Source organism: Clostridium sp. 1001283B150225_161107_B6 (assembly GCF_015556325.1).
Taxonomy (GTDB): domain Bacteria; phylum Bacillota; class Clostridia; order Lachnospirales; family Lachnospiraceae; genus Enterocloster.
Genome location: NZ_JADNMD010000002.1, coordinates 558,577 through 571,176 on the forward strand (window position 1 = coordinate 558,577; position 12,600 = coordinate 571,176).

General features: G+C 47.8%; 13 protein-coding genes. 12 read left to right on the plus strand and 1 reads right to left on the minus strand.

What is annotated here, in order from left to right; genetic code table 11:
- Window positions 1–28 precede the first annotated feature (28 nt).
- The 9 genes from I2H39_RS07615 to I2H39_RS07655 all read left to right on the plus strand — a co-directional run bounded on the left by I2H39_RS07615 (window position 29) and on the right by I2H39_RS07655 (window position 8,633).
- Window positions 29–544 carry a C-GCAxxG-C-C family protein gene (locus I2H39_RS07615; RefSeq protein ID WP_138307749.1) on the plus strand — a complete coding sequence of 172 codons (516 nt, stop codon included), beginning with the start codon at window positions 29–31 and terminating at the stop codon, window positions 542–544.
- A gap of 35 nt (window positions 545–579) precedes the next feature.
- Complete coding sequence (locus I2H39_RS07620) at window positions 580–2,286, plus strand: FAD-dependent oxidoreductase (protein WP_195626172.1); 1,707 nt, start codon at window positions 580–582, stop codon at window positions 2,284–2,286.
- 39 nt (window positions 2,287–2,325) lie between these two features.
- A complete protein-coding gene (locus I2H39_RS07625; RefSeq protein WP_207671114.1) occupies window positions 2,326–3,567 on the plus strand; it encodes a Zn-dependent hydrolase in 1,242 nt (413 codons plus the stop codon).
- A 22-nt stretch (window positions 3,568–3,589) separates the two neighbouring features.
- Window positions 3,590–4,984 carry a dihydropyrimidinase gene (gene hydA / locus I2H39_RS07630; RefSeq protein WP_195626173.1) on the plus strand — a complete coding sequence of 465 codons (1,395 nt, stop codon included), beginning with the start codon at window positions 3,590–3,592 and terminating at the stop codon, window positions 4,982–4,984.
- A gap of 135 nt (window positions 4,985–5,119) precedes the next feature.
- On the plus strand, window positions 5,120–6,505 hold the full coding sequence (locus tag I2H39_RS07635; protein WP_171042580.1) for a sigma 54-interacting transcriptional regulator: 1,386 nt from the start codon (window positions 5,120–5,122) through the stop codon (window positions 6,503–6,505).
- Between the two features lie 138 nt (window positions 6,506–6,643).
- A complete protein-coding gene (locus I2H39_RS07640) occupies window positions 6,644–7,024 on the plus strand; it encodes a cyclase family protein (RefSeq protein ID WP_195626174.1) in 381 nt (126 codons plus the stop codon).
- A 33-nt stretch (window positions 7,025–7,057) separates the two neighbouring features.
- Complete coding sequence (locus I2H39_RS07645) at window positions 7,058–7,240, plus strand: hypothetical protein (RefSeq protein ID WP_171042581.1); 183 nt, start codon at window positions 7,058–7,060, stop codon at window positions 7,238–7,240.
- Between the two features lie 106 nt (window positions 7,241–7,346).
- Window positions 7,347–8,042 (plus strand): GntR family transcriptional regulator, encoded by a 696-nt coding sequence (locus tag I2H39_RS07650; protein WP_195626175.1) that lies wholly within the window; start codon window positions 7,347–7,349, stop codon window positions 8,040–8,042.
- Window positions 8,043–8,093: 51 nt separating this feature from the next.
- A complete protein-coding gene (locus I2H39_RS07655) occupies window positions 8,094–8,633 on the plus strand; it encodes a methylated-DNA--[protein]-cysteine S-methyltransferase (protein WP_195626176.1) in 540 nt (179 codons plus the stop codon).
- A 147-nt stretch (window positions 8,634–8,780) separates the two neighbouring features.
- Here I2H39_RS07655 and I2H39_RS07660 read toward each other — a convergent pair whose 3' ends face one another.
- Window positions 8,781–9,692 carry a LysR family transcriptional regulator gene (locus I2H39_RS07660; protein ID WP_138307761.1) on the minus strand — a complete coding sequence of 304 codons (912 nt, stop codon included), beginning with the start codon at window positions 9,690–9,692 and terminating at the stop codon, window positions 8,781–8,783.
- Between the two features lie 218 nt (window positions 9,693–9,910).
- Here I2H39_RS07660 and I2H39_RS07665 point away from each other — a divergent pair, with 218 nt between their 5' ends.
- The 3 genes from I2H39_RS07665 (at window position 9,911) to I2H39_RS07675 (ending at window position 12,598) form a co-directional block, all read left to right on the plus strand.
- Window positions 9,911–10,684 carry an ABC transporter permease gene (locus tag I2H39_RS07665; RefSeq protein ID WP_138307763.1) on the plus strand — a complete coding sequence of 258 codons (774 nt, stop codon included), beginning with the start codon at window positions 9,911–9,913 and terminating at the stop codon, window positions 10,682–10,684.
- Window positions 10,654–11,445 carry an ABC transporter ATP-binding protein gene (locus I2H39_RS07670; protein ID WP_138307765.1) on the plus strand — a complete coding sequence of 264 codons (792 nt, stop codon included), beginning with the start codon at window positions 10,654–10,656 and terminating at the stop codon, window positions 11,443–11,445. The genes I2H39_RS07665 and I2H39_RS07670 overlap by 31 nt, the downstream gene beginning before the upstream one ends.
- A 61-nt stretch (window positions 11,446–11,506) precedes the next feature.
- Complete coding sequence (locus I2H39_RS07675) at window positions 11,507–12,598, plus strand: ABC transporter substrate-binding protein (protein WP_195626177.1); 1,092 nt, start codon at window positions 11,507–11,509, stop codon at window positions 12,596–12,598.
- The last annotated feature ends 2 nt before the right edge of the window (window positions 12,599–12,600 follow it).

Sequence of the window (12,600 nt, forward strand, 5' to 3'; positions counted from 1 at the left end):
TTAAAACACCAAATCGGAGGAAATTATTATGGCTATCTCAATTGAAAAAATAGAAAAAATTAAGGAAGCAGCTCTTTGGAATTTTTATAACGGGTTAAACTGCTGTGAAAGTGTTTATGAGGCAATTATTGCCAGCGGGGAGCTGCCGGAGACAGACGCACCTTACCACACCTGTTCCATGTGCGCCGGATTTGGGGGAGGCGTGGGCATGAGCGGCCTTACCTGCGGCGCATTATCAGGAGCCATCATGGCAGTCAGTGCAAAGCATGGCCGTAAAAATCCAAAGGGTGAGAAACCGGATGGGCTGTATGATGTGGAGTACCGCCGTTATAACAATATGGTCAGTGATTTTACAGAGGCCATGGAGAGTCCCCTCTGCCGGGAAATCTGTAAAGACAATTTAGACCGGTGGGGCAGCCCGGAGCGTAAGGACCACTGTGCAAAGGCTATTATTGCAGGTGTGGAAATCGCATGTAAGTATTTAGACCTGACCACGGATGATATCGCAGGATTCTCATGGAAGAAGAATGTTGCTGGTTTCTAATTTCATCTGTCTTTAAGGAAAACAGGAGAATATAAATGTCAAAAAAGATTGTTGTTGTGGGGGGAGTGGCAGGAGGCGCGTCGGCTGCAGCCCGCGCCAGGAGGCTTGATGCCCAGGCAGAGATTGTCATCTTTGAGAGGGGAGAACATGTATCCTTTTCCAATTGCTGTCTTCCGTACCATTTAAGCGGAGTGATTAAAAATAGTGAGTCCCTGGTGCTGATGACGCCAAAGGAGTTTAAAGAAAAGCATGATATTGATGTCTTCACGGGCAGGGAAGTGGTTGCCGTCAACCGGGCGGAAAAGACCATCTGTGTAAGAGATGGGGAGACTGGCCGGATTGATACGGAAAGCTATGACAAGCTCATACTCTCTCCGGGGGCCAGTCCTCTCCGTCCGGGGAGCATAGAAGGGGTGGATAAACCGCATGTATTTACGGTGCGCAATGTTACCGATGTCCGCGCGCTGAATGCATTCATTCAGCGTGAGGATGTGAAGGAAGTTGTTGTGGCCGGAGGAGGCTTTATCGGTGTTGAGGTTGTGGAGAATTTAAAAGAGGCCGGAAAGGATATCACCCTGGTTGAAGGGCTGAATCAAATCATGGCATCCTTTGATTACGACATGGCGCAGATGCTCCATAAAGAGCTGATGGACCATGGCGTGAAGCTTTTGCTGGATTCCACGGTTACCTCCATTGAAGATGATAAGGTGATTGTAAGGCAAGGGGGGAGGGATACATGTGTTTCGGCTCAGGCGGTGGTGCTTTCCATCGGAGTCAGGCCGGAGACAAAGCTTGCAGAGGATGCCGGATTGAAAATTGGGATTACCGGCGCCATTGAAGTGAATCATAATTATCAGACCAGCGACCCGGATATTTATGCAGTGGGGGATGCGATTGAGGTATACAACAGCCTGACCCGCAGACCGGGACGCCTGGCGCTGGCAGGACCGGCCCAGAGGCAGGCAAGGGCAGCTGCGGACCATATAAATGGAATTCCGTGTGTGAATAAGGGTGTGATTGGCTCAAGCTGTCTGCGGCTGTTTGAACAGAATGCTGCCTGTACAGGACTAAATGAAAAGGCCGCAAAGCAGGCAGGGATTCCATATGATTTTGCGTATGTACTTCCGCCTGACAAACCAGGACTTATGCCGGACAGCAGGTACATGTGCTTCAAGCTTTTGTTTGAAGTTCCCACAGGCCGTATCCTGGGAGCCCAGGCCATTGGAAAAGGAGGGGTGGATAAAAGAATTGATGTCATTGCGGCAATGATTGCCATGAATGGAACATTGGAGGACCTTAAGGAGCTGGAGTTGTGTTACTCCCCTGTGTTCAGCACGGCAAAAGATGTTGTGAATATTGCAGCCCTTGTAGGCCTCAATATCCTGAATGGCCGTTACCGTCAGGTCCATGTGGGCGATGTCCGCCGTCTTGTGGAGGAGGGAGCTTATATCGTAGATGTCAGGGAGGAAAGAGAATATAATGCGGGCCACATTAAAGGAGCCCATAATATACCCCTGAGTCAATTGCGCCAGCGTATGACAGAGATTCCCAAGGATATTCCGGTGTATCTCCATTGCCGCACAAGCCAGCGCAGCTATTATGCATTGATGTATCTTCAGGGAAATGGGTATAAGAATGTAACCAATATTTCCGGTTCCTATCTGGGAATCAGTTTATATGAATATTTCAATGATAAGACCCTCTGCAGGGACCGTATTTTAACAGAATATAATTTTGCGTAATGACTGCCGTTACAATAGCTAAGGAAAGGATGTAGGGATATGGATATGGAAGTGAAACGGGACAGACTCATGAGCAGAATTAATTCGTTGGCTAAGTTTAACGAGACGCCTGGATGCGGGGTTACCAGGTATTCCTATAGTACCCTGGACAAGCAGGCAAGGGCATATATCCGGGAAATCTGCGAGGAGATAAGTCTGAATGTATATGTGGACCAAATTGGAAACATACGGGCCCGGTACCAGGGAATGGATGATTCCCTGGCGCCTGTATGGATTGGCTCCCATATAGACAGTGTCCGAAACGGCGGCAAATACGATGGAATCGTGGGGGTCATATCAGCCCTGGAGGTGTTGAATGTATTTTTTGAACATAATATCAGGCCGGTACGCCCGGTGGAGCTTGTGATATTTGCGGAGGAAGAAGGCTCTAATTTCGGCACCACCATGCTGGGAAGCAAGGCTCTGGTTGGGAAATGCAGCAAGGACTATTTGAAAAAGCTGAAGAACGAGGGCGGAGAAACTGCTTATGAAGTAATCAAGGGATTTGGGCTGCAGCCGGATGAGGTTGAAAAATGCCGCTTGAATCCATCGGATGTGTATGCCATGGTTGAAATGCACATTGAACAGGGAGCAGTGCTGGACAAAGAGGGGCTTACCATAGGAGTGGTTCAGGCAATTGCGGGGATGTATACATACAGAATCATCATCCATGGTTCTTCCGACCATGCAGGCTCCACGCCCATGGATATGCGCAGGGACCCCATGACAGCTGCCGCAAAGCTGATTTGCGACATTGAGGAATATGTAAAAAGGAATGTATACCATACAACGGTGGCAACCATAGGGGAAATTGAATGCCAGCCCAATAAGCCCAATGTGATTCCCCAGAAGGTGCAGTTTAGCGTTGATATCCGTGATGTGCATCAGGATGGAATGGAGCGTGTCATCTCCTTTATCAGGGAAAAGGGTAAAAAGATAGAGGCGGAAACCGGAGTGGTAATTGAGATTGCTGAAGTCGGCAAATCTAAGTGCATCCAACTGTCCCAACGGATTGCGGGAATTATCGAAGAAGTGACTGTGGAAAAGGGCTATCCCTATAAATGCATGAACAGCGGCGCGGTCCATGATGCAGCCATGATAACAGAAGTAACGGATGTGGGAATGATATTCGTGCCAAGTGTGGATGGCAGGAGTCACACGGTAGAAGAGTATACAGAGGCCGGGGATATCAAAAAAGGAGCGGACATTTTGCTGGAAACAGTAAAACGGCTGGCGTTATAAAGAAAGGGGCGGAAGGCTTACCATGAAAAAAGTAATTAAAGGCGGAACAATTGTCACGGCTTCCAATGAATATGTGGCGGATATCCTGATTGAAGATGAGAAGATTACCAATATCGGTGTAAATCTTGAATGTGCAGATGCAGAAGTGTACGATGCTTCCGGTAAATTTGTACTTCCGGGAGGGGTGGACCAGCACGTACATTTTTCATTTGAGTTCAATGGAACAAAGGTAAGGGGATTCGAGACATCAAATGCGGCAATTGCAGGCGGAACCACAACCGTGATTGAATTTGTGAACCAGGTAAAGGGAAAAGGGCTGATTGATTCCATCGAAGACTACCGCAGGGAAAACGCAGAGAATGTTGCCATGGCCGATTATTCCTTCCACATTGTCATGACAGACCCAAGGGAAGAGGTCATTGATGAAATCCCCAGACTTGCAGATGCAGGTTACCCGACCATGAAATTATTTATGGCGTATAAGGGAATGTTCTTCCATGCAGATGATGATGCCATTTTAAAGGCGTTAAAAAAGGGAAAAGAGGCCGGTGTCACGGTCATGGTTCATGCTGAGAATGCAGACATGATTGACGTGCTTCAAAAAGAGCTGGTGGCAAAGGGATGCACGGAGCCGTACGGACACGTCTTGTCCAGGCCGCCGGTCGTTGAGGCGGAGGCGACCAGAAGGGCTGTTTACCTGGCGCAGCTGGCGGACGCGCCCTTATATATTGTGCATGTTACCTGCAAAGAGGCATTGGAGGAGATAGCAAGGGCGTACGACAAGGGCATGGCGGTGATGGGAGAGACCTGTTCACACTATCTGGTGCTGGATGAGTCCAATCTTGCAAAACCGAATTTTGAGGGGGCAAAATACGTATGTTCCCCTGCACTCCGTACACCGGACCATTTTGAGGAACTGTGGAAGGGTATCAATAACGGATGGCTGAATGCAGTAAGCTCGGACCACTGCGGCTTTGACTTTAAAAACCAGAAGCATATGGGACAGGATGATTTCCGTAATATCCCAAATGGGGCCCCGGGCCTTCAGAACCGTCTGGCCATACTCTGGACATACGGTGTGGAAACAGGAAAGATTACCCGGCAGAAGCTGGTAGATATTTATGCATCAAGACCTGCCAGGAATAACGGGCTTGATTACTGCAAAGGATTCATTGAAGTAGGATATGATGCGGATATTGTTATCTATGACCCGGATTACACGGGTGTGATTTCCAATAATGATTCCCTGCATGGTGTTGACTATAGTCCGTACGAAGGTATGGAACAGAAGGGTAAGGTGGATACTGTATTTCTTAGAGGCAGCATAGTGGTAGAGGATGGGAACTATATTGGAAATAAGGGTGATGGAAAACTGATTAAAGGTAAACCATTTGGTACAATGTACCGTGACAGATAAGGACAGATATAGAATCACAGGAAAAAGAGAAAGGGGCAGGGCCGGTCAAACGCCCCTTTGTCTTTTTTCGCGCTTATAAAATTTCATTGGATTCCTGAACCATGGCCATGATATCGCACGATGAGGTTATTACAAATGGAAAAAGACTTACAGTACTATAAGGATATATGCAGTGAGCTTGAAGCCATATTTGAGATGGCGTTTGACCAGATTACGGTGGCGGACGGAAATGGTATATTTTTGAGGGCCAGCAAGGCCTGCGGGCTTAATTTCGGAGTGCCCAATGAGGAAATTGTGGGAAGCAGCGCGTATGATTTTGAACGCAAGGGTATTTTTGACAAGTCGGTAACGGTTGCTGTGCTGGAGAAAAAGAGAGAGGTAACCCTTGCGCAGACAACGGCCGGCAATAGAAAGCTCCTTGTCACGGGAAAGCCTATCTTTGACGGGGAAGGGAAGATTAAACGGGTCATTAATATATCAAAAGATATTACAGAAATAGAAAATTTAAAGGAAGAGCTGAAGAACAAGGAGGAGCTGGTAAAGACGGTCCGCGACCAGCTCCGCCACCAGAATGGAAATCAGGAAATACTGATTGGCTCCAGCGCTAAAATGCAGGAGGTGGTCCGCCTCATGGAACACATTGCGCCGCTGCAGACAACCATACTTCTGCAGGGGGAGACTGGCGTTGGGAAGAGTATGTTTGCACGGTTTATCCACAATAATTCGCTGCATAAGGAGATGCCCTTCATTCAAATCAACTGCGGAGCCATCCCGGAAGAGCTCCTTGAGTCGGAACTGTTCGGATATGTTCCGGGAGCGTTCACAGGAGCTTTAAGGGAAGGAAAAAAAGGACTGCTGGAATCAGCAGGCGAGGGTACCGTGTTTTTGGATGAGATATCCGAGCTGCCCCTTCATCTGCAGGTAAAGCTTCTGCATGTCCTTCAGGAACGGGAAATCATGCGGGTGGGCGATACAAAATCCGTAAAGATAAGCGCCAGAATCATTGTTGCAGCCAACAAGGATTTAAAGGAACTGGTTAAGCAGGAAAAATTCCGCGGGGATTTGTATTACAGAATCAGCGTGGTACCCATTCATATACCGGCCCTCAGGGACCGTGAAGAAGATATCATTCAATACATCCGTTTTTTCCTGAAAATAATGAACGGGCGCTACGGCATGACAAAGGATATCACCTATGAGGCCACGGAGCTGCTGCGCAGATATGAGTGGCCGGGAAATGTACGGGAGATGGAGAATGTAATTGAACGCCTTGTGGTCAGCACGTTTCACGATACAATTTCGGAAACAGATATCAGGAAGATGATGCCGGCTTTTAAAAGAGAGGAGAGCGAAGAAACGGGAACCAATGATATGAGCCTGACCGAACGGCTGAATCAGGTGGAAAGGTCCATACTGGAGGAATACCACAGTATGTATAAGACTACACGGGCCATTGCGGATAAACTGGGCATCGACCAGTCGACCGTGGTTAAAAAGTTAAAAAAATATGATATAAAATAGACATACGCATCCCTTGATTATTAGATTCCTTAATCAGGGGATTTTTTATTTTGCCCAAACCCCTTGACGGTATACCGGTATACTGGAATACTGGTTTCAACAAGAAAAGAAAGCCATTAAAACCAGGAGGTCACGAAGATGTGTGTTTATGAAATGGGGAACTTAAGAATCGTGGATTTGACCAGCCATCTGGGGACGCACTGCGAGTGTCCGTATCATCACAGCGATGACTGGCCAAGTGTGGCGGAGCTGCCTCTCACCAACTTTTTAGGAAGAGGCGTGTATCTGGATTTTGGAGAGATGGTCTTGCCCGGCAGCCACATTACGGCAGAGGATTTGGAGCAGGCGGCCAAAGGAAGGGTGCAGGAGGGGGATGTGGTAATCATTGATTCCGCATACTTCCTGCCGCTGATGGTGGCAGTTTCTGCCTCCAAGCGTTTGAAGGTCAATTCTTTTGTGGCCCTGTCCGTTGTTGGCGCCCTGCTCTCAGGACTCAGCATTGGATTTACCGTTGTATGAGCGTATACAATTGTGGGCCCCGGCCTTGCGTCCATGGCAACCTTCATTGACCCTGAGGGAATCAACGCTATGAATATTGTTTGGGCGTTTGTGGGATTTGCCTTTTTCGTATCCTTCCCGGTAACCCTGTTTATATTCAGGGATGAGGAGAATGCAGAGCTGACCCTGTACTTTCTCCTTTATGAGACATCCTGTTATCCGGTGCCTGGTTGTTGACGGGTAAATTTTTTTAGGGTATGATTAGACGTGAAAACACGCTCTGGAACAGACGTGAAAATAAAGACTGCAGGGTGTGTACCAGATGCAGGAGGAGGAGACAGTCATGGTCAGTAAGAGTCCATTGCAGATACAGGCATATGATTATTTGAAAGAGATGATACTGTCCGGCAGGCTGGACCCGGATGTGCTGTATTCAGAGACGCGCATGTCGGCGGAAATCGGGATATCCAGAACGCCCATGCGGGAGGCTATCCAGTGTCTGAGCCAGGACGGCTATATTACGGTGGTGCCCAGCAAGGGTTTCATGCTGAGAAAGCTCAATGAGCAGGACATGGAGGAGAGCATCCAGATTCGCTGTGCAATCGAAGGGTTCTGCATCCATATGGCGGCTTCGCAGACCAATACAAAGAAGGGACAGAAACTGCTGGTGACCCTGGAGCGGCTGCTGGATAAACAGGAAAAGGCCCTTGGCAGCAGGAACGGACCCAGCCGGGAGAATCTGGAGAGCGGAAGCTGCAGCAGCGCGGGCCTGGAACAGTTCATAGAGTATGACCACCAGTTCCATCTGGCGCTGGTAAATTATGTGGATAACCGTGAGTTCCGGCAGATGTTCCAGCGTCTGATGTATCTTATCCATCTCACCACAAAGGGCGCCTTGTCCGTGCCGGGGAGGACAGAGGATACGCTTAAGGAACACCGGGAGTTTTTTTCCTGCCTGAAATCAGGGGACGGGGACATGGCATACAAGCTGATGATTAGACATCTGATGATGCCTCTCACCATGCATATTGCGGAGTAAACGGGGAGTAAGCCCTTCCTGGACAGGCAGGGAGAACAGAGGGGGTATAATATGTACTATACAACAGATTACGCATCGCCGGTTGGCCGGATTAAGCTGGCTGCGGACGGAGAAAACCTGATTGGGTTGTGGCTGGAAGGCCAGAAATATTTTGCCGGTACGGTAAAAGAAGAGATGACGGAGGACAGGGGACTGGATATATTTAAACATACAGAGGATTGGCTGGACCGTTATTTTGCAGGTAAGAGGCCCTGCGCATCGGAACTGCGGCTGGCTCCCATAGGCGGAGCGTTCCGGCAGGGCGTATGGGAAATGTTATGTCAGATTCCCTATGGTCAGCTGGCTACATACGGCGGCATTGCAAGGAAGATGGCAGAGAAAATGAACAGGGAAACCATGTCTGCACAGGCAGTGGGCGGAGCAGTGGGCCATAATCCCATTTCCATCATTATACCGTGCCACAGGGTGGTTGGCACCACCGGCAGCCTGACCGGGTATGCTGGAGGCATCGATAAAAAAATATGGCTGCTGAAGCATGAAGGGGTGGATATGGAGGGCCTGTTTATGCCAAAAAAAGGGACTGCGCTTTGATTTTGACTGCTTGCCAGGGGAATTGGGGGTTGATTTGATTCTCTGGATTTAATTACAATGAGGGAATAGAAGGGCACTGAATAGATGTGACTATTCAGGAGCCCTTCTTTCATTTGCTTAAAAATTATTCTTATGGTTTTCGCCGGTTCAGACTGGCGAATAGAGGGAGTAAGATAATTTCTCTGCTCTTTCTGCTTCAGATAGAAAGTATGCATAAAATGCTTTAAATGCATGCGTCTGGTACTTATTCCTTCTGTAGATGATTGAAAATGGCCGTTCAAATTTCGCATCGCAGATATCCAGCATTATCAGTGTACCGGCATTGATATAGGAGGAGACAAGGGAATAGGGAAGTACCGATATGCCGATACCGATGCAGACCGCGTCAATAATGACCTGGGATGCAGAGCTTTCCCAATAAGGCTGAATGTTCAGTCCGTGTGACTGAAACACATTATCTACCACCATGCGGGCGCCGCTGAATTGCTCCCGCAGTAAAAAACGTTCGTCAATCAAATCAGACAGGTGCAGGTTTTTTTGATTTTTTAATGAATGGGAGGGCGCTGCGATGATGACCATGTTGTCCTGGGCAAACGGTACGCATTCTAATTCCGGAAAGGTGGTGATGCCCTCTATGGTTCCAATATCAAATTCATTGTTGATGACCAGTCTGATAACAGTAGAGGTGTGGTCTGTAATTACATTGGGCTGTATGTTTGGAAATGTCTCCTCAAATCCTTTCATAAGTGTTGTAAACAGAATACTGCCAACACTGTTCCCTATTTTTAACGTTTCACGGGCCGTCTGCTGTAGTATGACCTGCTCCATCTCTTCAAACTGATGAAGAATACTGTCCGCATAATCCCGCATGACACAGCCGGGGGCAGTCAGATATAAGCGGTGTGATATGCGGTCAAATAACTTCACACCATAATAATCTTCCATTTCACGGATGGCCAGACTGACTGCGGGCTGCGATGTATATAGTTTTTGGGCTGCCTTGGTAATGGAGTTCTCACGGCAGACAGTCAGAAAAATCTTTAAATGCTTCAATGTCATTTCACACACCACCAATTGAGATTAATAATATAAGACGGACAACATGAAATAAACAACATGTGACAAATAACATATGAAAAACAGTATGTTTAGTATAATAATTATATCTCTACACAAATGAAAAGTAAAGTGATATACTAAAAATGTAATAAATTTCAACAAAAAAGTGCACTAATTTCAACAAATATTACAAAAATCAACGGAGAAGGAAGGAGCCTATGAAAAAGAAGGATAGTTCAAAACTGATATGGTGCGCTGTATCAGTCACACTGTTCCTGCTGGTCTGGCAGGCTGTGGCAATGACTTCGGGGGGTAGTATTGTAATGGCAAGACCAGCGGCAGTATTCAGAAAACTGATTGAAAAAATAGCGGACGGCACGTTATGGCCTCACGTGGGAAGCAGCCTGTTCCGCGTCATTGTGGGATTTACCATTGGATTTACATGTTCTATCCCAGTTGCATTCCTTATGGGATGGTATGGTCCGGTCAGAAATCTGTTTGCTCCATGGGTACAGTTTATAAGAAACATTCCGCCGCTGGCCTATATACCCCTTGTGATTCTAGGAGCAGGAGTGGGGGAAAAAGCTAAAATCATTGTGATAGTCATTGCTAGTTTCCTGGTATCGGTTGTAACGATATATCAAGGTGTCTGTAATGTGGACGTGACATTGATAAAGGCGGCAAGGGTGCTTGGGGCAAGCAGTAAGGATATTTTTCTCACCGTGGTCATACCGGCATCCACCCCGTTCATACTTGTGGCCGCAAGACTGGGCTTATCCTCATCCCTGACAACCCTGATTGCTGCTGAACTTACAGGGGCTTCCAGAGGACTTGGCATGATGATACAAAAAGCCCAATCCTATTATGACAGGGAGACTATGCTGTTGGGAATCCTGGTTATCGGTGTGATTGGCATCATATTTGAGAGGATAGTATATTTCCTGGAAAGGAGGCTGACCGGATGGCAGGAGACACAGGGACAGCAAAAGTAAAGATTGATTCGGTTGTCAAAACCTTTGATACCCGTGGAGGTGAGGTGGTTGCCCTAAATGGGGTGAACCTGGAAATTGCAGAGGATGAATTCGTCTGCGTAGTGGGTCCGTCGGGATGCGGTAAATCCACACTGCTGAATCTTATCGCAGGCTTGTCTGCACCTACTTCCGGTAAGGTATATGTAAATGGAAAAGAAGTGAAGGGCCCGGGAGCCGAGCGGGGCGTTGTCTTTCAGCAGTATGCGCTGTTTCCGTGGCTGACAGTAAAGAAAAATGTTGAATACGGTCTTAAGCTCCAGGGGATGGGCAGAAAGGAAGCTTCGGCAGAGGCATCCCGGTATATTGAGATGGTAGACTTGAAACAGTTTGAGGATTCTTATCCAAAGGAACTGTCAGGGGGAATGAAACAAAGGGTCGCCATAGCCCGGGCTTACGCGGTAAAACCCCAGGTACTTCTTATGGACGAGCCATTCGGAGCCCTGGATGCCCAGACTAAGACGCAGCTGCAGAGTGAGCTTACCCATACATGGAGTCAGGAAAAGAGAACTGTATTTTTTATTACCCATGATGTGGAGGAGGCAGTTGCACTGGCTCAGAGAATCATCATCATGAGCGCCCGTCCCGGCAGAATCCGGGAAATTGTGGACGTAAACCTGCCGTATCCCAGGGACCAAAAGATGAGAATATCAAAAGAATTCATGGAAATTAAAAACCACATATGGGATGAGGTTTATGAGGAATACATGGCAATGCGAAAATGACCCAGCTGTGAAACAGCAGCCATGAAACAATAACCGTCAAAATAGAAGGAGGTTCAAGTTTATGAAAAAAATGGCCAGATTAGTTTGTATGTCAGTACTTGTTTTGAGTATGACGGCCTGCGGAGGAAAGGGCAGCACAGAATCTGCTGCTCCCGCAGCCAGTACAGCCCAAACCACTGAATCACAGCCCGCGGAAAATACAGAAGGAAATGATACTGTTTATGAAACAGTCAGTCTCAGGGCAGCGTATATGCCGAACATGGGCGGAGCTTCGCTGTTAGTGACAGCCAAGGAATTCGGCTTTTTTGATACGTACGGTTTAGATGTTGAATTGGTTGAATTCGGAGATGGAACAGCGGAAATTGCTGCAATGGCATCCGGTGACATTGATTTTGCCATGATTGGCCACGGGGCCCATGCGCTATGCGCAGAGGGCAGCGCTGTTGTATTCTATCCGGATGCAATCGGTCTTTCCAGCGCCATTGTCGCCAATAAAACCAGGGATATTTCCGGGCTGGAGGATTTGCGGGGAAAGTCCGTTGCTTATGTGTCGGGCACATCCTCAGAGGAGCTGCTGGTGCTTGCACTGACAAAGGCTGATATGACAATGGATGATATTGAGGCAGTGAATTTTGATGTCTCCGGCATGGTCACAGCCATGGCATCCGGTCAGGTGGATGCGGCTGCCTCATCGCAGCCTTATACCAGCACTATTAAGGCGCAGCTGGGGGATGATTTTATCCAGCTGTGTGAAGACCGTGATTATCTTGATGAGAGGGTGCTGATGAACAGTGAGATATGCACATCTGAGTTTGCAAAAGAGAATCCGGAGCTGCTGGTACGGATTTCCTGCGCACTGCTGGAGGCGGCGGACTACCGCTCGGAGCACATAGAGGACATTGCAGAGGCGGTTGCAAAACAGTGCCAGGGGGACAAGGATACATTTCTCACGTTGACTGAGGAGTGTATGTGGCTGCCGGGCAAGGAGGTAAATACGCATGTTAAGGACGACTCCCTGAAAGCTTTTTATGAGAATGCCCAGACAGCATTTCTAAACAGCGGAAGACTGGCAGAACCCGTGCCAGTGGAAAATTATGTCAGATTTGATGTGATAAAATCTGCCTGCGATATTGTTTATTCAGAATCAAATTAAAA

Bases quoted from the DNA above. Each gene is read 5' to 3' on its own strand.
- I2H39_RS07625 (WP_207671114.1), top strand. From the start codon at position 2,326: ATGGATATGGAAGTGAAACGGGACAGACTCATGAGCAGAATTAATTCG.
- I2H39_RS07615 (WP_138307749.1), top strand. From the start codon at position 29: ATGGCTATCTCAATTGAAAAAATAGAAAAAATTAAGGAAGCAGCTCTT.
- I2H39_RS07645 (WP_171042581.1), top strand. From the start codon at position 7,058: ATGGCAACCTTCATTGACCCTGAGGGAATCAACGCTATGAATATTGTT.
- I2H39_RS07640 (WP_195626174.1), top strand. From the start codon at position 6,644: ATGTGTGTTTATGAAATGGGGAACTTAAGAATCGTGGATTTGACCAGC.
- I2H39_RS07675 (WP_195626177.1), top strand. From the start codon at position 11,507: ATGAAAAAAATGGCCAGATTAGTTTGTATGTCAGTACTTGTTTTGAGT.
- I2H39_RS07655 (WP_195626176.1), top strand. From the start codon at position 8,094: ATGTACTATACAACAGATTACGCATCGCCGGTTGGCCGGATTAAGCTG.
- I2H39_RS07660 (WP_138307761.1), bottom strand. From the start codon at position 9,692: ATGACATTGAAGCATTTAAAGATTTTTCTGACTGTCTGCCGTGAGAAC.
- I2H39_RS07635 (WP_171042580.1), top strand. From the start codon at position 5,120: ATGGAAAAAGACTTACAGTACTATAAGGATATATGCAGTGAGCTTGAA.
- I2H39_RS07650 (WP_195626175.1), top strand. From the start codon at position 7,347: ATGGTCAGTAAGAGTCCATTGCAGATACAGGCATATGATTATTTGAAA.
- I2H39_RS07620 (WP_195626172.1), top strand. From the start codon at position 580: ATGTCAAAAAAGATTGTTGTTGTGGGGGGAGTGGCAGGAGGCGCGTCG.
- I2H39_RS07670 (WP_138307765.1), top strand. From the start codon at position 10,654: ATGGCAGGAGACACAGGGACAGCAAAAGTAAAGATTGATTCGGTTGTC.
- I2H39_RS07665 (WP_138307763.1), top strand. From the start codon at position 9,911: ATGAAAAAGAAGGATAGTTCAAAACTGATATGGTGCGCTGTATCAGTC.
- hydA (WP_195626173.1), top strand. From the start codon at position 3,590: ATGAAAAAAGTAATTAAAGGCGGAACAATTGTCACGGCTTCCAATGAA.